The 16,767-nt window shown below is 62.7% G+C and carries 15 protein-coding genes; 12 read left to right on the top strand and 3 right to left on the bottom strand.

Annotation, left to right across the window (positions count from 1 at the left end; all coding sequences use genetic code 11):
* The first annotated feature begins 91 nt into the window (after positions 1 to 91).
* From MTP16_RS01040 to MTP16_RS01020, 5 genes are all read left to right on the top strand, one after another.
* Complete coding sequence (locus MTP16_RS01040) at positions 92 to 1,573, top strand: hypothetical protein (RefSeq protein ID WP_243515123.1); 1,482 nt, start codon at positions 92 to 94, stop codon at positions 1,571 to 1,573.
* A gap of 187 nt (positions 1,574 to 1,760) precedes the next feature.
* Positions 1,761 to 5,168 (top strand): acetate and sugar kinases/Hsc70/actin family protein, encoded by a 3,408-nt coding sequence (locus MTP16_RS01035; RefSeq protein ID WP_243515122.1) that lies wholly within the window; start codon positions 1,761 to 1,763, stop codon positions 5,166 to 5,168.
* Entirely contained in the window at positions 5,146 to 6,288 is a 1,143-nt protein-coding gene (locus tag MTP16_RS01030) for a hypothetical protein (protein WP_243515121.1), read from the top strand. Before MTP16_RS01035 ends, MTP16_RS01030 begins: the two co-directional genes overlap by 23 nt.
* A 145-nt stretch (positions 6,289 to 6,433) precedes the next feature.
* Entirely contained in the window at positions 6,434 to 7,927 is a 1,494-nt protein-coding gene (locus tag MTP16_RS01025; protein ID WP_243515119.1) for a hypothetical protein, read from the top strand.
* A 154-nt stretch (positions 7,928 to 8,081) separates the two neighbouring features.
* Positions 8,082 to 8,741 carry a hypothetical protein gene (locus MTP16_RS01020; protein ID WP_243515118.1) on the top strand — a complete coding sequence of 220 codons (660 nt, stop codon included), beginning with the start codon at positions 8,082 to 8,084 and terminating at the stop codon, positions 8,739 to 8,741.
* Between the two features lie 213 nt (positions 8,742 to 8,954).
* On the opposite strand, the gene fbaA is transcribed toward MTP16_RS01020, so the two are convergent.
* From fbaA to MTP16_RS01005, 3 genes are all read right to left on the bottom strand, one after another.
* Entirely contained in the window at positions 8,955 to 10,040 is a 1,086-nt protein-coding gene (gene fbaA, locus MTP16_RS01015; RefSeq protein ID WP_243515117.1) for a class II fructose-bisphosphate aldolase, read from the bottom strand.
* Positions 10,041 to 10,260: 220 nt separating this feature from the next.
* Entirely contained in the window at positions 10,261 to 10,659 is a 399-nt protein-coding gene (locus tag MTP16_RS01010) for a T9SS type A sorting domain-containing protein (protein ID WP_243515116.1), read from the bottom strand.
* A 221-nt stretch (positions 10,660 to 10,880) separates the two neighbouring features.
* The gene (locus MTP16_RS01005; RefSeq protein WP_243515115.1) at positions 10,881 to 11,147 is read right to left on the bottom strand and encodes a hypothetical protein; all 267 of its coding nucleotides are present in this window, start codon (positions 11,145 to 11,147) and stop codon (positions 10,881 to 10,883) included.
* Positions 11,148 to 11,184: 37 nt separating this feature from the next.
* Here MTP16_RS01005 and MTP16_RS01000 point away from each other — a divergent pair, with 37 nt between their 5' ends.
* The 7 genes from MTP16_RS01000 (at position 11,185) to MTP16_RS00970 (ending at position 16,733) form a co-directional block, all read left to right on the top strand.
* Positions 11,185 to 11,403 carry a DUF1153 domain-containing protein gene (locus tag MTP16_RS01000; RefSeq protein ID WP_243515114.1) on the top strand — a complete coding sequence of 73 codons (219 nt, stop codon included), beginning with the start codon at positions 11,185 to 11,187 and terminating at the stop codon, positions 11,401 to 11,403.
* A 225-nt stretch (positions 11,404 to 11,628) separates the two neighbouring features.
* On the top strand, positions 11,629 to 13,371 hold the full coding sequence (gene kaiC / locus MTP16_RS00995) for a circadian clock protein KaiC (RefSeq protein ID WP_243515113.1): 1,743 nt from the start codon (positions 11,629 to 11,631) through the stop codon (positions 13,369 to 13,371).
* Between the two features lie 47 nt (positions 13,372 to 13,418).
* The gene (locus MTP16_RS00990) at positions 13,419 to 13,733 is read left to right on the top strand and encodes a circadian clock KaiB family protein (protein WP_243515111.1); all 315 of its coding nucleotides are present in this window, start codon (positions 13,419 to 13,421) and stop codon (positions 13,731 to 13,733) included.
* A 6-nt stretch (positions 13,734 to 13,739) separates the two neighbouring features.
* The gene (locus MTP16_RS00985) at positions 13,740 to 14,090 is read left to right on the top strand and encodes a circadian clock KaiB family protein (protein WP_243515109.1); all 351 of its coding nucleotides are present in this window, start codon (positions 13,740 to 13,742) and stop codon (positions 14,088 to 14,090) included.
* Positions 14,083 to 15,804, top strand: a complete 1,722-nt coding sequence (locus MTP16_RS00980; RefSeq protein ID WP_243515106.1) for a sensor histidine kinase — start codon at positions 14,083 to 14,085, stop codon at positions 15,802 to 15,804. Before MTP16_RS00985 ends, MTP16_RS00980 begins: the two co-directional genes overlap by 8 nt.
* A 51-nt stretch (positions 15,805 to 15,855) precedes the next feature.
* Entirely contained in the window at positions 15,856 to 16,275 is a 420-nt protein-coding gene (locus MTP16_RS00975) for a response regulator (RefSeq protein ID WP_243515103.1), read from the top strand.
* Positions 16,276 to 16,280: 5 nt separating this feature from the next.
* Positions 16,281 to 16,733 carry a GNAT family N-acetyltransferase gene (locus MTP16_RS00970; protein ID WP_243515100.1) on the top strand — a complete coding sequence of 151 codons (453 nt, stop codon included), beginning with the start codon at positions 16,281 to 16,283 and terminating at the stop codon, positions 16,731 to 16,733.
* Positions 16,734 to 16,767: the final 34 nt, after the last annotated feature.

Genomic DNA, 16,767 nt, shown 5'->3' with positions numbered 1-16,767 from the left:
GCGTATCGGCCGCGTTGATAGCGCCGCCATTGGGATTCCTAAAGTCGTTCAACGACACGCGAAGCTGGAGCTTCGCGCTACACTCAACGCTATGTCCAAACTATTCATCTTTGCCGTGGGCGGCACCGGGGCCCGCGTGCTGCGCTCCCTCACCATGTTGCTGGCCTCGGGCGTGCGCATTCCGAACTGCGACCAGGTGGTGCCCGTCCTCATCGACCCCGACACCCAGAACGGCGACGTGACGCGCACCGTGGCCTTGCTCAAACGCTACGCCCGCATCCACGAAGCGCTGTACGGCGACGGCCAGAAGGAAAAAACCGGCTTCTTCAGCCAGCCCATGAACACGCTGGCTCACCTCAACACCAGCGGCGGTGGGGAGGAACTGCGCGACTCCTTCGTGTACGACTTCGGCGGCATCAGCCAGCCCTTCCGCGACTACCTGAAATACAACGACCTCTCGGTGGAAACCCAGGGGTTGGTGGATTTGCTGTTCACCCAGGACAGCCTCGCGGCCAACCTCGACGTGGGGTTCCGCGGCTCGCCCAACGTAGGTTCGGTGGTGCTGAATGCGATGGTGCAGTCCAAGGAAATGCGCTACCTCGCCCAGAGCCTGCAGGACGGTGACCGGGCGTTTTTTATCAGCTCCATTTTTGGCGGAACCGGCGCGGCCGGCTTCCCGCTGCTGGTAAAAAACCTGCGCGACGCCAACTCGCCACTGGCCCATCCCGAAATCCGCCGCCGCCTCAAAGCCGGCGCGCTGGTGATGCTGCCTTACTTCAAGCTAGCTGACCCCTCGGCCGACGAGAAAGCTGCCGGCCAGGATTTCATCGACTCCAACACTTTCATTACGAAGACGAAAACCGCGCTGTCGTACTACGCCGACAACCTGCAGGGCTTAGAAGCCATGTACTACCTCGGCGACCAGCCCGGCCAGCCGCTGGCCAACCACCCCGGCCGCGCCGAGCAGCGCAACCAGGCCCACCTGCTCGAAATGCTGGGCGCGCTGTCCATCCAGCACTTCATGGAAGTGCCCGACAACCAGCTCGATGCCAACCAGCCGCTCTACCACGAGTACGGCCTGAAAGCTGACAGCACCGACATCGACTTCGGCCAGCTGCCCAGCGACATGCGCCAGGAAGTGGCCCGCCCGCTCATCCAGCTGCACTACTTCGCCCGTTACTTCCTCAAGCACACGCCCGAGGATGCCAAAGCGCCCTACTACGAGGCCGGCGACCTCTCAGCCCAGCTGCGCAACAACCGCGCTTTGCGCGAGCTGACGGACTTTTTCGGCGAGTACAACGAGTGGCTGCGCGAGCTGGGCGTAAACCAGCGCCGCTACACTGCCATCCGCGCCGACGAAGCGGATTTCAACAAAATGGTGAGCGACAAGACGGTCGAAACCGGCATTTTCAGCAAAGGCATCACGCCCGGTTACTTCCGCGACGAGCTGACCAAAGCCGTAGGCAAAGACACCTTGAAAAACCCAACGGAGAACGAAGCGTTGCGCTGGGTAGTGAAGGCATTTGAAGACGCGACGGGTGAGATTCTGGACAAGAAGCTACAGTATTCTTAACGGCGAAACCTCACCCCCGGCCCCTCTCCCCAGGAGAGGGAAGCCTGACGATTATTCTGCTTAAAACAAACTTGAATCAATACCAGAGGACTTTTGCAACCAACGCCCGCGCTGCCGTGGCTCCCCTCTCCTGGGGAGAGGGGCCGGGGGTGAGGTTCCGCCATTGGCGCCTCTTCTAACAATACACATGGCTAAAATCCTGCGTTTGCACGATACCGGCTCCAGCACCCACGAGGGCTGGGGACCGACTGGTAAAATTGGCCCCCACGAAGTGGAACGCCTGCTCGACCCGCAGGGCGGCCGCGCCGCCAAGGTGGCGGTTTCGATTCCCTCGCCCTTCGCCCGCATGCACCTGGTGGAGACGGCTTTGCGCTTTGTGACGCAAGGCGGGGCCGCTCAGGACTCCGTTTACCACCAGTTGGTGAGCCACTTCTGGGACGTGTGGGAAATGGTGTTCAACTTCCACCAGCGCAAGCTGGCCAGCCAGCGCTTGCAAATCCGGGCCTGGCGCAAGGACGAAGAACTAGCCAAGCTGCGCGCCAACCCCGCCACCCGCCCGCTGGCCGATGTGCTGGCCCTGTACCTGGACGGCCGCTTTGCGAAGCTGACCGAGATGCACCTCATTTACTTCCCTGGGGCCAACGGCGTGCCACAGCTTATTGGCGGCACCTCGCCGCTGACGCTGTTTTTCCCCGCGCCGAATGTGCGGCCGCTGCCGGTGCAGCGCCCACAGGGCGGTGGATACTATCTTGACAATCAGTATGTGCCGCTAGCTAACCGCGAAGCCGCTTTCCGCGACTATGTGTATCAGGAGTTCGTGGGCGACCCGGCCCTGACGACCCTCGCGCCGCTGGTGCGCGATACCCTCGACCGCGGCCTGCTGCAGAAATGGGCCATGGACGGCACCGCCAGCCTAAGCAATTTCCCGGTTCTCACCGACGCTTCCAATAACCAGATTGACGTGGCCGGCGTGCTGCTGCGCGTGCGCCCCGACGAAGGCACCGTGCGCGGCTCCGACCTCTTCATCCGGCCCACGCGGGCGGGGGTGGCCGGGCCGCTGCCCATCGTGCTGCGCCCGGGCCTGAAGGCCATTGGCAAGAAGTACTACAACGAAACGCTGTTTGCCGACAGCGGTGCCATTGTGCCCCTGACCGATGCCCGGCCGCTGAAGGAACGCACGTTGCCCGGCCCGGAGCTGCCGTACCCCTACCTCACAGTGAACGACTTGCTGGAAGAAACCCTGCTGGCTGTGCCTTATGAGGTGGACGAGACGCGGTTTTTCAGCGGCAATGTGAAGATTGCGCCCGGCTTCCGGCCCAGTAATTGGCCGTTGCTACCCATCAAACCGGCGTATTTCGACTACTTCACGCAGCAGGATTTGGCCGAGCACCTCTCGCTGGAGCTGGAATCGGCCTGCATCCGGGTGCGGCTGCGGGTGCCGGTGAGCGGCGGCGATTACGTAGATTATGAGCGCGCTTACTATGACAATCCGCAAGGGGAGGGCGTGGGCCGCCTGCGCGTGACCAACGTGGCGCTGTCGGTGTTTCCCTTCGTGAAAGTGGCCGACGCGCCGCAGTTCAACGACTTCTACAAAGTCATGCTGGTGGATGCCAACAACATCGACCCGAGCATGGTGACCAAGAAAGTCGACCTGAAATTCTGGGCCAACGGCCACCAGCTCAGCGACACGGGCACCGACCAAAGCGCCACCCGCTACGAGCGCACCCCCAAAACCAGTCAGGACGAAGGCAGCGCCTACTACGAGGTGCGCGGCACTCATTTCGACTACCTCGAAGTGCTGAACCCGGCCCCGGCCGAGGGCCGCGCACTCATCATCCCGCGCTGGCCCGAAGTGCGCCAGGGCACCAAGGAGTACCGTTTTGCCATCGACTTCGGCACCACGAACACCCACGTGGCCATGCAGGACAGCCCAGGCCAGGAGCCCAAGCCGTTCAGCTTTGGCCTGACCGACACGCCGGTGGCTTTGCTGAAAAAGAGCACCGCCGAGCCCGACCGCACCGCCTACGAGCGCCTGTACCGTGGCATCGACGACGACCCGGCCAACTTCGTGCAAATCAAGCGCTGGCAGCAATACCAGGAACGCGAGTTCGTGCCGCCCATCATCGGCGCCGACAACTCGCCGTATGCCTTCCCGGCCCGCACCGCGACTTACGAGGCCGCCAACTACGCCACCCAGGAACTGAGCGTGCTCGGCAACATCAACGTGGCGTTCGGCATTATCACCGAGGAACAGCGCCGGCCGAATTACCACACCAATCTGAAGTGGGATAATTCGCTGAACATTGCCAACACCAACCGCGTACGGGCGTTTTTCAAAGAAATACTGCTGCTGTGCCGCGCCAAAGTGGCCCTGAACGGCGGCAACCTCGCGGCCACGCAAATCACCTGGTTTGCCCCGCTGAGCTTCAGCACCTACCAGCGCAACCTGTACCAACGCGAGTGGGACACGCTGTTCCACGAGGTCTTCCACACCACGGCCTCCATGCCTTGCATGGTCGAGTCGACGGCGCCGTATTACTACCTCACGCGCCGCAACATTGTGACGCTGGGCCCAGGCGAAAACGCCGCCTTCATCGACATCGGCGGCGGTACCACCGACGTGCTGCTGTACGCCGACCGCAAGCCGGTGCTGAGTACCTCGTTCCGCTTCGCCGGCAATGATTTGTGGGGTGACGGCGGCGCGGAGGTGCGCGGCTCGAAGGACAACGGCCTCGTGCGCTTCGGCGTGGCCGGGGTGCAAAGCGCAGTGCTTTCGCCCGCCGCCCGCCGGGCCCGCGAGTATGTGCTGGTAGCCGAAAGTACCGACAATTTCGGCTCCGAGGACGTGGCCAGCTTCCTGTTCAACTACGACCAGCTGCTGGGCTTCAGCGAGCGTTTGTTGCGGGCTGAGCACCTTCGAGTGCTGTTCTACCTGCACTTCGGGGCGCTGATTTACCACGTGGCGCAGGTGACGGTGGCCAACGGCCAGCAGCTGCCGCGCTACCTGTGCTTCACGGGCCGCGGCAGCCTCTACGTGCGCCTGCTGGCGGCGGGGGCTAACCTGCAGCCGGTGGAAAAGCTGGCCCGTCTCATCATGGAAAAAGCCACCGGGCAGTCCGTACCGGCCGATTTCCGCATCAAGCTGGCCGACGACCCCAAGCAAACCACCGCCAACGGCGGCGTGCTCGCCACCGGTCAGATTCCGCAGGACCCGCCCATGGTGCGCCCCGTCGGCGTTGTGCCCGATGCGGAGAACCCGCAGGCTGATAAAGGTGAGCACCACTTGGAAGCCGCCGGCGTGACCGACGAAATCAAGCAGGCCGTGCTGAGCAACGCCCGCGCCTGCCTGAAGCTGCTGCTCGAAGACCCCGAGTTGAAGCGCGTGCAGGCCGACCTGGGCGTGAAAAACGACCCCGGTCTGGTGATGAACACGCTGGAGCGCAGCCTCGGCGACTCCTTCAACCTCTACCGCCAGCAGTACGCCGACGTGCTGCGCGACGGCGATACGATTCCCGAAACGTTGTTCTTCCTGCCGTTCAAAAACGCCCTGTATGAGCTATCCAAGGTGCTTCATGACGCGCAGCCGCTCAACTAACCGCCTGGGCTGGCGGGCACTGCTGCTCCTGCTGGCCCTCGGGGGCAGTCCGGCAGTGCGGGCGCAGCCCACCACGACGTCGGAGCAACCCTTGGCGCCTGGTTCGGCCGGGCCGACAGCGGCGCCGGCTCCGGTAGCGACGCCCGGGCCGACAGCGGCGACCGAACCGGTAGTAACGCCCGCACCGGTAGCCACTGCGCCTTCGTCGAACTGGCCGCTGGTGCTGGGCGTGCTGGGTGGCATTGCGCTGGGCGTGCTAGGCGCGCGAATGTGGGCACGCAGCTCCACGCCGAAGCGGCGCCACCGTTCGGGCTCTGGTCGGGGCTTTCCACCCAATGCGGTGGATTTCCTGCCGGCTGAACCGGTGCGCAAAAAGGCGGAAAACGTGCCCCGCGCCCCAGCCGAAGCGCCCGCTGCCGCTTCGCCGGAGCCGAGCGGCAAGGTGCCCAAGGTGCAGTCGATGCGCCAGGCGCAGGGCACGCCGCCGGTTTCCCGAACGCCGGAAAAGCAGGCTCGCAACGACAAAAAGAAAAAGCCCAATATCAATTCCAGAACCGCGCCTTCCGCCGAACGCGCGTCTTCCTGGCCCACCATTGCCCCCCGCTCCGCCGCTATGAATCCAACTACCCCCAACCCCGGCGAAGAGCCCCTGGAACCCGGCCAAACCATTGAGTGGGCGGCCCCTACGTCGACGCCGCCCGCTATTCAGGAGCTGATTGCAGCCAGTGCACCGGAGGCTGCCGCCGCGCCCGCCGAAGCGTCGGCTATTGCTGACGCTGCTGCTGTTGCGCCCAGCAACGGTCCGCTGCACTACTACGCCCCGGCCCCCGATGTGCCCAGCATCGAGCACCGCAAGCTCAGCCCCAATCCGCTGCCGCAGATGCCGCTGCTCATCACGCTGCCGCACTCGGAAGCTACTACGGCGCAATTCTCTTTCAGCCCGCAGGCCGACCAGTCGCGCATCATTGGCAACGGTGTGCGCGAGCTGAAGGAGTTTTTCCAGTTTGAATTGCCGCCCACGGAGCAGTTCACGAGCATCACCAACCTGACCGCCGGCAAGCTGGAAAAGCGCGACGACGCCTGGCACGTGGTGCAGAAGGCGGGCATTGCGCTGAGCTAAAACGAGCTTTAAATGGTGTAGAGACGCTGTATTTTGCGTCTCGTCGTTGAACAATGACGCCTGGATGCTGCGAGCGGTGTGGCATCGGCCGTTCAACGACGAGACGCAAAATATTGCGTCTCTACCTTCGCTGTAAATATCAGCTATGTTCTTAGTCGAAATCCTGTTAATCCTGGCCCTGGTGGCGTGGCAGGCGGTGGTGTTCCTCCGCAACCGCCTGCTCATCGGGCGCATCCAAGGCATGTATCCGGCGGCGGGGGCGGTGGGCGTGCAACCCATTCCTTACACCGCCGCGCAGCCCGAGAAGAACTTTGAGGTGCAGTACGACGCCCTCATCGCCAACAACACATCGCCGGAGTTTGGCCAAATCATCACCGACACCAACGAGTACCTGCTGAACAACCGCGGCGCGGCGGCCGATTTTGGCATTCTGAAAGACATTTCCGAACGCCACGCTGAGGCTCTGGATGACGAGATTCAGGCGCAGATAACCACGCCGCTCTACCTAGGTTTGCTGGGCACCTTTACCGGGGCCATCATCGGCCTGGTGTCGCTGGTGGGCAACCCGTTTGCCGACGTCGCGGCCAATCCGAACACGGATACCTCGTTTAGCAACGGCGACGTGCAGCACTTCCTGGGCGGGGTGCTCATTGCCATGATTGGCAGCTTGTTCGGCTTGGCCTTCACGCTGGCTGGCAACCAGCTGCTGAAGCAGGCCCGCGCCGTGCGCGACCGGCAGAAAAACGCCTACTACACCTTCCTGCAAAAAGCGCTGCTGCCCAAGCTGAACTCGGACATGCAGGCCGGCATGAGCAACCTGAAATCGGTGCTGGATTCGTTCAACGCCGAATTCTTCAGCCAGATTCAGAACGACTTTTTCAGCAAGATTCACGAGTTTACGCCGCTCATTGCCAGCATCACTGAGAACGTGAGCGTGCAGAAGCGCTTCCTGGAGCAGCTGGAGAAAATTGGCTACTCGGAGTTGGCCAATGCCACCGTCAAGGTGTTTGATAGGGTGGACGAAAGCGCCCAGACCTTCGAGAAATTCCTGGGCTACCAGCAGGCGCTGAACACCACCGTGGTGCACAGCACCGAGGCCGCCCAAACCATTGGCGCGCTGCTCAACCGCCTCACGGCCCTGGAGCAAGGCCTGGCCAGCGTGCCACAGTATTTGCAGCAGCACGACGATGCCTTGCGCCAACAGGTGGCTTTCTTCAGCCAGCACGGCAAGCTGCTGGCCGACCTGGGCGCCCAAATTCGCCAAGGCGTGAGCGAGGGCGTGCACCGCATGGACGCCGAGCTCGACGGCCGCCTGCAGGAGCTGCAAAAGGAAGCCAGCGCTGCCCACGAGCAATGGCAGCAGCACTTCCGCCGCCTCAACCAGGACAACATCTACCAGAAAATCACCGAGTACCTCAACCCATTCACGCAGCTCCCGGCCCAGCAAAAGGACCTCAACCTCCTGCAGGAGCGCCAGGCCCAGCAAACCGCCCAAGCCATGCAGCGCCTCGAAGGCCGCTTGGTGGTCGACTCGCAGGTGCAGCAGGAGCTCTTGAAGCAGGTGGACCGGACTAATAAGGTGCTGGAGGAACTCACCAAGCCAAACTGGTTCCAGCGGAATTTTCTGGGGAAGAAATAGCGCGGGAACAGACCGTAATAGAACGTCATGCCGAGCGTAGCCGAGGCATCTCGCTCGTTTAAGCAAATCAATCGTTGCAACGACGCGGGCGAGATGCCTCGGCTACGCCTCGGCATGACGTTCTAAATCAATTTATTTACTACCCAAACCTATTATGAGCAAAGACAAGGACTTCTTCTGGCCCAGCTACGTGGACCTCATGACGGCCTTGTTCCTCATCATGCTCGTGCTGTTTGTGCTCGGTTTCAAGCGGGCCAACGACAAACAACGCGACAACGAACACCTGATTTCCGAGCTGAAAGTGCAGGTGCAGGAAAAGCGCAAGCTCGACGAAATCAAGGCCGCGCTCAAACGCCTGGAAAGCGACTACTTTGAGTACAACGCCACCTACAAGCGCTACGAGCTGAAATTTCCGGTCACGTTTTCGCCCCAGAGTGCGGTGCTGCCCGGCAATGCCGAGGCGCCGCTCATCAAAGCCGGCCGCTTCCTGCTGCGCGAAATGCAGTCGATTAAAAACGACGACAACGTACAGTACCTCATTGTGGTGGAGGGACGCGCTGCCAAAGACCTGCGCTACCCCGCGAACGACCCGCACAACCTTGACGGGCCCGCCGTGCGCCAGCTCAGCTACAGCCGCGCCCTGAGCGTGATTCGCCTCTGGGAGCAGGCCGGCCTGCGCTTCCCCGGCAACCTGGAAGTGGTGGCCGCCGGTAGCGGCTTCCGCGGCGCCGGGCGCTACACCGGCAGCCAGGAGGCGCTCAACAAGCGCTTCATCATTCAAATTCAGCCCAAGATTGGCTCGATTGGGAAGTAGCGGGCAGGCGACGTAGCGTCTGTCATTGCGAGGCCGCAGGCCGTGGCAATCCGTCCTCTCTTTGCGACCAGCCTTCTAATGTGATAAGTTAAACAAAAAGCCCCGGCACCATTGCGGCACCAGGGCTTTCTGGTAAAAGAGCCTGTCTGGTTCTGAGAGGACGGATTGCCACGGCCTACGGCCTCGCAATGACAGGCGTCCTTGCCCCGCGCCTTAGTAGCGGCGGTTCACGCAGTTCAGGTCCTCGAAGGCTTCTTTCAGGCGCGCCACGAAGGTTTCTTCGCCTTTGCGCAGCCACACGCGCGGGTCGTAGTACTTCTTGTTGGGCGAGTCGGCGCCGCTGGGGTTGCCAATTTGGCCCTGCAGGAAGCCTTCGTTCTTCACGTAGTTGTCCTTGATGCCCTGCCAGAAGGCCCACTGCAGGTCGGTGTCGAGGTTCATCTTGATGGCGCCGTAGCTGATGGCCTCGCGGATTTCCTCGCGGCTGGAGCCCGAGCCGCCGTGGAACACGAAGCTGATGGGCATGGCCTCCTCAATGTTGTGCTTCTGGCGCAGGAACTCCTGCGAGTTGTGCAGAATCTTGGGTTGCAGCTTCACGTTGCCGGGCTTGTACACGCCGTGCACGTTGCCGAAAGCCGCCGCAATGGTGAAGCGCGGGCTGATGGCGCTCAGCTGCTCGTAGGCGTAGGCCACTTCTTCGGGCTGGGTGTAGAGCTTGGAGCTGTCCACGTCGGAGTTGTCGACGCCGTCTTCCTCGCCGCCGGTCACGCCGAGCTCAATTTCCAGCGTCATGCCAATTTTGGCCATGCGCTCGAGGTAGCGCTTGCAGACTTCGATGTTCTCCTCAATCGGCTCTTCTGACAGGTCGAGCATGTGCGAGCTGTAGAGCGGCTGGCCGTGCTGCTGGTAGTATTTCTCGCCGGCGTCGAGCAGGCCGTCAATCCAGGGCAGGAGCTTTTTGGCGGCGTGGTCGGTGTGCAGCACCACGGGCACGTCGTAGAGGGCAGCCATCTGGTGCACGTGGTAGGCCCCCGAAATGGCGCCGGCGATGCTGGCCTGCTGCTTGTCGTTGGGCAAGGACTTGCCGGCGTAGAACTGGGCGCCGCCGTTCGAGAATTGAATCATCACGGGCGAGTTCACCGCCTTGGCGGTTTCGAGCACGCCGTTCACGGTGTTGGTGCCGGTCACGTTCACGGCGGGCAGGGCGTAGGCGTTGGCCTTGGCGTGGGCGAAAAGCGCCTGCACTTCGTCGCCGTGCAGCACGCCGGCCCGCAGGCCGGTAAGGGTTTGGTCAGCCATAAAAAGGAAATGTGCGGCGGGGCCGCGGTGGGAAGTGAAAGCAGCTAAAGCGAGCGGGCGCCGCGAGCGGCGGCTCCGGCAGCGAAAGTACGCCGGCCGCCGCCTAACCCAAAAGAACCGGCCGCCCGGAGTTGGTGTGGCGCCCCATGCAATCCCCAAAAAAAGAGGCTGGCCGCTGCAGCGGCCAGCCTCCGGGGGCTTCACTTGCCAAACCCCGGCGCTATTCCGCCGTCATGAGTTTGCGCTGGCGGTACACGCCGTGGCGGGTGGTGACTTCGAGCTGGTAGCTGTAGTCGCCAGCCGCGAGGCCCATGCCGTCGAGGTTGAGCTTGATGCTTTGGGCGCCGGCGCTGCGGCCCTTGCGCACCACGCCGGCCATTTTGCGGCCCATCATGTCGAAAAGGTCGAGGCGCACGTCGGCGTTGGCGTGCAGTGTGAACGGCACGGTGGTTTCGCTCACAAAAGGATTGGGGTAGTTCTGGCCGAGGGTGAACTGCCCACCGGTTTCGCGGTCGTGGTGCTGCGGGCCGGGGCCATTGGGTGTCACCTCGGGCGAGACAGCGCAGCCGCTGCTTACCACATCAAAGCCAAAAAAAGAAGTGCGGTTGGAGCCGGACATACCGAATAAGCAAAAGGCAAAAATCAGAACAAGAACCGGTAGACTTCGCAGCGAAATTATCTAAGAGCCCTCTTGAAAGCAAATATGGGCCGCGTCTGGTGGCGCTTAGACTATTTATCGATGACTTGGTTTAAAGTGTCGGTAAAAGCATTTATTCTGGCTTTAAAAAATTGAGTTGCGTGGCGTTTTTTAGGATGGCCCCATCGGGGCGCTGCCCTGTACTACCTCTTGCGCATGATGCACTGCGCGCTGTATATGAGTAGCCGGCTACGCGCCTGAGCCAAGAAATCTGCTTCCTGCAGGCCTGCATCGGTCTCGTGCACTTGCGCCTCGCCGCCAAACGGCAGGTACACTTCGAGCGGCCCGACCCGCTCATCGCGCCCAGGCTGTTCCCTGCCCGTGAGCGACGGTTGCCGCGCGGCCTTCGACCGGTTTTTCAGCCGCTGGAAATAATGGCAAGCGGCGCAACGAAATTGCAAAAATTTCACTCTGGCTTAATGAATATCCAACTATCTTGCATTGTCTATGAGCGAGCTTGAGCCCAACTACTTCGACACCGACGGCCGCCCCGAGCCGGAGGGCAACGCCGACGCCGAGCGCAAGCTTAAGGTGTGGGCCGTGCTCAACGCCGTGGACCAGGGCCTGATGAATGCCGAAGAAGCCCGCACGGCCTACGGCATCAGCGCCGAGGAGATGGACGAGCACCGCGCCGGCTGGATGGATTTCGAGGCGGGCAGCCGGTAGGGTAATATTATTACGGCGCAGGCGTGACGCCTCACCCCCTGACCCCCTCTCCATGGGGAGAGGGGGCACCGGTCTTGCATGGTTATGAACCGGCTGGCTCCCCTCTCCCTTCGGAGAGGGGCCGGGGGTGAGGCGTCACGTCAGGTGAAACGGTAGTGAGGTCTCACCGGCTTAAACCATTATGCATGCCGCACCGATTACCTTTGCTAGGTTATCCCTTTTTTCATGCAGGAAAATACCTTCTCCAAGCCTACCGCGCTGCCCCAGCTCCCCAAGTCGCCCACCGGCATTGAGGGCCTCGACGAAATAACCGAAGGGGGCTTGCCGAAGGGCCGGCCCACGCTCATTTGCGGCAGCGCGGGCTGTGGTAAAACGCTGATGGGCATTGAATTCCTGGTGCGCGGCATTCAGGAATTCGACGAGCCAGGCGTGCTCATGGCCTTCGAGGAAACCGGCGAAGAGCTGGCTGCCAACGTGACTTCCCTGGGCTTCGACCTGAAGGACCTGCAGGAACGCAAGCTGCTGCGCGTCGACCACGTGCACGTCGACCGCTCCGAGATTGAAGAAACCGGCGAGTACGACCTGGAGGGCCTGTTCATCCGGCTGGGCTACGCCATCGACTCCATCGGGGCCAAGCGCGTGGTGCTCGACACCATCGAGTCGCTGTTTTCGGGCTTTCCCAACCAAGCCGTGCTGCGCTCCGAAATCCGCCGCCTGTTCCGCTGGCTCAAGGACCGGGGCGTGACCACCGTCATCACCGCCGAGCGCGGCGACGGCTCGCTCACCCGCCAGGGGCTTGAAGAGTACGTATCGGACTGCGTGATTCTGCTCGACAACCGCGTCATAGACCAGATTACCACCCGGCGGCTGCGCATTGTGAAGTACCGCGGCAGCACCCACGGCACCAACGAATACCCTTATCTGATAACCGAGGACGGTATTTCGGTGCTGCCCGTCACCTCCCTGCGCCTCGAGCACGAGGTGTCGAACAACATCGTGTCGTCGGGCATTCCGGCTTTGGACGACATGTTCGGACTGCGCGGCTTTTACCAGGGCAGCAGCGTGCTCATCACCGGCACCGCCGGCACGGCCAAAACCACGCTGGCCGCCGCCTTTGCCGGCAAAATCTGCCAGAAAGGCCAGCGCTGCCTGTTTTTCGCGTTCGAAGAATCGCCGCAGCAGCTCACCCGCAACATGGCGTCGGTGGGCATCGACCTGCACCACCATGTGGCCGAAGGGCGCCTGCGCATCGAGGCCTCGCGCCCCACGCTTAACGGCCTGGAACAGCACCTCGTGACCCTGCACCGCCTGGTGAAGGAGTTCAAGCCCGACGCCGTGGTCATCGACCCCATCACCAACCTCATCACCGTCGGCAACATTTCGGAGGTGCGAAGCATGCTCACGCGCCTCATCGATTTTCTGAAGGTGAATGGCATCACGGCCCTGTTTACGGCCCTGGTGAGCGGGCGCGGCCTGCAGCAGGAAATGACCGACGAAGGCGTGTCGTCGCTGGTCGATACCTGGATTTCGGTGCGCGACCTCGAAGGCGTGGGCGAGCGCAACCGCGGCCTGAGCATCCTCAAATCGCGCGGCATGGCCCATTCCAACCAAGTGCGCGAGTTCATCGTGACCGAACGCGGCATTGAGCTGCTCGACGTGGTGCTCGGCCCGACGGGCATCGTGACCGGCGCCAGCCGCCTCACCCAGCAGCTGGAAGAGCACGCCCAGACCCTGGCCGCCCAGCAGGAAGCCGAGCGCCGCGACCGGGAACTGGAGCGCCGCCGCCGCATGCTCGAAGCCAACATTGCCAACCTGCGCACCGAGTTTGAGAGCGTGGAGGAAGAGCTGCGCCAAATCAGCACCCACGAGCAAACCCGCAACGAAGCCCTCAGCAGCGGCAAGCAGCGCATTGCCTCCGCCAACCCGCCCGCGCCGAAAGCGCCGAATCCCGGCGAAACCGGCAAGTAACCCGTATGAAGGAGGTGCCTCCGGCCTCCGCTTTCATTCCCTTTTCCATGGCTGAAGATTTTAACGACCCCCTCGACGAAGAAACCTGGGAATTGCGCCTGTACGTGGCCGGCCAAACGCCCAAGTCGGTGACGGCCGTGGCCAACCTGCGCCGCTACTGCGAGCAGCACCTCAAGGGCCGCTACAAGCTGGAGGTCATTGACTTGCTGGTGAATCCGCAGCTGGCCGAGGGCGACCAGATTCTGGCCATCCCCACGCTGGTGCGCAAGGTGCCCGAGCCCATTCGCAAAATCATCGGCGACCTCTCGAACGAAGAAAAGGTGTTGGTGGGCCTCGACGTGCGCCCCATGCTGAGCAAGTAACGGCCGATGGAACCTGAACCATTTCCGGAATTTCCGGACGCTTCCGCCGCGCCGGCCGGCCCCGAATACGTGCTGCACCTCTACATCACGGGGGCCACACTGAACTCGACGCGCGCCGTGCGCAACATCAAGGACATCTGCGAGCAGTACCTGAAAGGGCGCTACGAGCTGCTGATTGTGGATATTTTTCAGCAGCCCGCGCTGGCCCAGCAGGAAGACCTCATCGGCGTGCCCACCCTCATCAAGCTGAAACCCGGCCTGGTGCGCCGGCTGGTGGGCGACCTCTCCGACCGCGAACGGGTGCTCAAGGCCTTGGGCCTGACGCCCCCTCCCGACGACGCGCCCCACCATGAGTAGTACTCCGCTCACGGCCGCCGAGCTGGCCCGGGCCAACGAGGAGCTGCGCTACCAGCTGGAAGAAGCCCAGGACCTCATTCACGCCATCCGGACCGGGGCCGTGGACGCGCTAGCCGTGCAGGGTGTCGAGGGGCCGCGCATTTTTACGCTGCAGGGCGCCGACCAGGGCTACCGCACCCTCATCGAACAGATGAACGAGGGCGCCCTGCTGCTCAGCGACGACGCCACCGTGCTCTACTGCAACGCCAGCCTGGCCGGCCTGCTGGAGTGCGCCCTGAGCGAGGTGATGGGCAGCGCCTTCGAAACCTTTGTGCCCTTGGCGTTTCAGGAGTACTGGGCCGGGCTGCTGCTCAAGGGCTGGGCCGAAGGCAAGAGCAAGGGCGAACTGCCGCTGCAAACCCGCAACGGCGCGCTGGTGCCGTTTTCGGTGAGCATGAACGTGTTGAGCTTCAACGAGACACCCACGCTGGCCGTGATTGTGACCGACCTCTCGGCCCAGCGCGAAATCACGGCCATTCGGGCGCAGGTGGAGGAGCAAAACGAGCTGCTCGACCGCACCAACGCCGAGCTAAAGCGCGAGGAAGCCGCCCGCCTGGCCGGCGAGCGCGCCGCCGCCGAAGCCAGCCGCATGCTGGAAGGCATTTCGCAGATTGCCTGGACGGTGAGCCCCACCGGCGCCAACACCTACCGCAACCGCCGCTGGTACGACTACATCGGCCAGGCGCCCGGCGAGGGGCCCAGCATCGGGAGGGCCTGGCGCGAGCGCCTGCACCCCGACGACGCCCCCGCCACCCTGGCCCGCTGGGACGAAAGCCTGCGCACCGGCGCGCCCTTCGAGGTGGAGTGCCGCATCCGCAACGGCGCCGGCGACTACCGCTGGATGCTGGGCCGGGCCCAGCCCTCTCGCAACGAGCAGGGCGAGATTATGCAGTGGATTGGCACCTACACCGACATTCACGAACACAAGCTGGCCCTGGAGCGCATCGACCAGGGCCAGCGCGAGCTGCGCGACTACAATGCCCAGCTCACCCGCGTGAACGTGGATTTGGACAACTTCATCTACACCGCCAGCCACGACCTCAAGGCGCCCATCAGCAACATCGAGGGCCTGCTTGATGCGCTGCTGACGGAGCTGCCGCCCGATATCATCGAGCGCGAGCCCGTGCAGCCCATTCTGCACCTCATGCAGGAATCGGTGAACCGCTTCAAGCGCACCATCGGGCAGCTCACCGACGTGAGCAAGCTGCAAAAAGAACACGGCCTGCCCACCGAGCCCGTGGACCTGGCCGCCGTGGTGCGCGACGTGCGCCTCGACCTGGAGCCCCTGTTGCAAAGCACTGGTGCGGAACTGGAAGTGGACGTGCAGGCCGCCCCTTCGGTGATGTTTTCGGAAAAAAACCTGCGCTCGGTGGTGTTCAACCTGCTCTCGAACGCCCTCAAGTACCGCGCCCCCGACCGGGTGCCGCAAGTGCGCCTGCGCGCCCGCCCCGAGGGCGGGGCCGTGGTGCTCGAAGTGCAGGACAACGGCCTGGGCCTCGACGCCACGAGCGAGCAGAAGCTGTTCGGCATGTTCCAGCGCTTCCACGACCACGTGGAGGGCTCGGGTATTGGGCTTTATATGGTGAAGAAGATGGTGGAAAACGCCGGGGGGCGCATCACGGTGCAAAGCGAGTTGGGGCGCGGCACTACTTTTTGGGTGTACTTTAGCCGGTAGTCCGTGCCGTTTCGGGCGGTTTGCTACGTCCGTTTTTCGGCTGATTTACCCATGCAAAAGCTCTCGTGCGCGCTGCTCGTCGACGACGACCAAACGACCAACTACCTCAACAAGCTGCTCATCAGCCGGCTGGAAATCACCGACAAGCTGCTGGTGGCTTTGAATGGCCAGGAAGCGCTGGAACTGGTGAAAACCCATTGCCACGAGGCCACGCCCGACTGCCCGGCCCTGATTCTGCTCGACGTGAAAATGCCGGTGATGGACGGCTTCCAGTTCCTCGAAGCCTACAACGAATTGCCGCTGCCCGAAAAAGACGCCATTATCATCGTCATGCTCACCACCTCGCTGCACCCGCAGGACGTGGACCGCGTGCAGCGCCTTAACATCGGCGGCTTCCTGAACAAGCCGCTGACCAGGGAAAAGCTGAACGACGTGCTGAAAAACCACTTCAACCGCCAGTTACCAGAGTAAAAGCCATGCTGCGCCTCGTTCGCACCACCTCCGAAACCCCTGATTTCCGCGCCCTCGTGCAACTGCTCGACCAGGACCTGGCCCGCCGCGACGGAGCCGAGCACGCTTTCTATGCCCAATTCAACAAAATTGACAAAATCAACCACGTGGTGGTGGCCTACGAGGGCGACGACCCCGTGGGCTGCGGTGCCATCAAAGAATTTGATGCCAATCAGATGGAAGTGAAGCGCATGTTTGTGCAGCCGGCGCACCGTGGCGCCGGCGTGGCGCCCGCCGTGCTGGCCGAGCTGGAACGCTGGGCCGGGGAGCTGGGCTACGCCGCCTGCGTGCTTGAAACCGGCAAAAAGCAGCCCGAAGCCATTCGGCTCTATGAGAAGAGCGGCTATGCATTCACGCCCAACTACGGCCAATACATCGGCGTGGAGAATAGTGTGTGCTTGCGCAAGGAGTTGGTATAGTATAAGTTGCCGTTTGCTCCGGTCCGACCGCCCT

Origin of the sequence: Hymenobacter monticola (assembly GCF_022811645.1) — a bacterium.
GTDB lineage: Bacteria > Bacteroidota > Bacteroidia > Cytophagales > Hymenobacteraceae > Hymenobacter > Hymenobacter monticola.
Note: the sequence above shows the minus strand (reverse complement) of the source record. Positions and strands in the feature narration are given on the sequence as shown.

Bases quoted from the DNA above. Each gene is read 5' to 3' on its own strand.
- MTP16_RS01040 (WP_243515123.1), top strand. From the start codon at position 92: ATGTCCAAACTATTCATCTTTGCCGTGGGCGGCACCGGGGCCCGCGTG.
- MTP16_RS01035 (WP_243515122.1), top strand. From the start codon at position 1,761: ATGGCTAAAATCCTGCGTTTGCACGATACCGGCTCCAGCACCCACGAG.
- MTP16_RS01030 (WP_243515121.1), top strand. From the start codon at position 5,146: ATGACGCGCAGCCGCTCAACTAACCGCCTGGGCTGGCGGGCACTGCTG.
- MTP16_RS01025 (WP_243515119.1), top strand. From the start codon at position 6,434: ATGTTCTTAGTCGAAATCCTGTTAATCCTGGCCCTGGTGGCGTGGCAG.
- MTP16_RS01020 (WP_243515118.1), top strand. From the start codon at position 8,082: ATGAGCAAAGACAAGGACTTCTTCTGGCCCAGCTACGTGGACCTCATG.
- fbaA (WP_243515117.1), bottom strand. From the start codon at position 10,040: ATGGCTGACCAAACCCTTACCGGCCTGCGGGCCGGCGTGCTGCACGGC.
- MTP16_RS01010 (WP_243515116.1), bottom strand. From the start codon at position 10,659: ATGTCCGGCTCCAACCGCACTTCTTTTTTTGGCTTTGATGTGGTAAGC.
- MTP16_RS01000 (WP_243515114.1), top strand. From the start codon at position 11,185: ATGAGCGAGCTTGAGCCCAACTACTTCGACACCGACGGCCGCCCCGAG.
- kaiC (WP_243515113.1), top strand. From the start codon at position 11,629: ATGCAGGAAAATACCTTCTCCAAGCCTACCGCGCTGCCCCAGCTCCCC.
- MTP16_RS00990 (WP_243515111.1), top strand. From the start codon at position 13,419: ATGGCTGAAGATTTTAACGACCCCCTCGACGAAGAAACCTGGGAATTG.
- MTP16_RS00985 (WP_243515109.1), top strand. From the start codon at position 13,740: ATGGAACCTGAACCATTTCCGGAATTTCCGGACGCTTCCGCCGCGCCG.
- MTP16_RS00980 (WP_243515106.1), top strand. From the start codon at position 14,083: ATGAGTAGTACTCCGCTCACGGCCGCCGAGCTGGCCCGGGCCAACGAG.
- MTP16_RS00975 (WP_243515103.1), top strand. From the start codon at position 15,856: ATGCAAAAGCTCTCGTGCGCGCTGCTCGTCGACGACGACCAAACGACC.
- MTP16_RS00970 (WP_243515100.1), top strand. From the start codon at position 16,281: ATGCTGCGCCTCGTTCGCACCACCTCCGAAACCCCTGATTTCCGCGCC.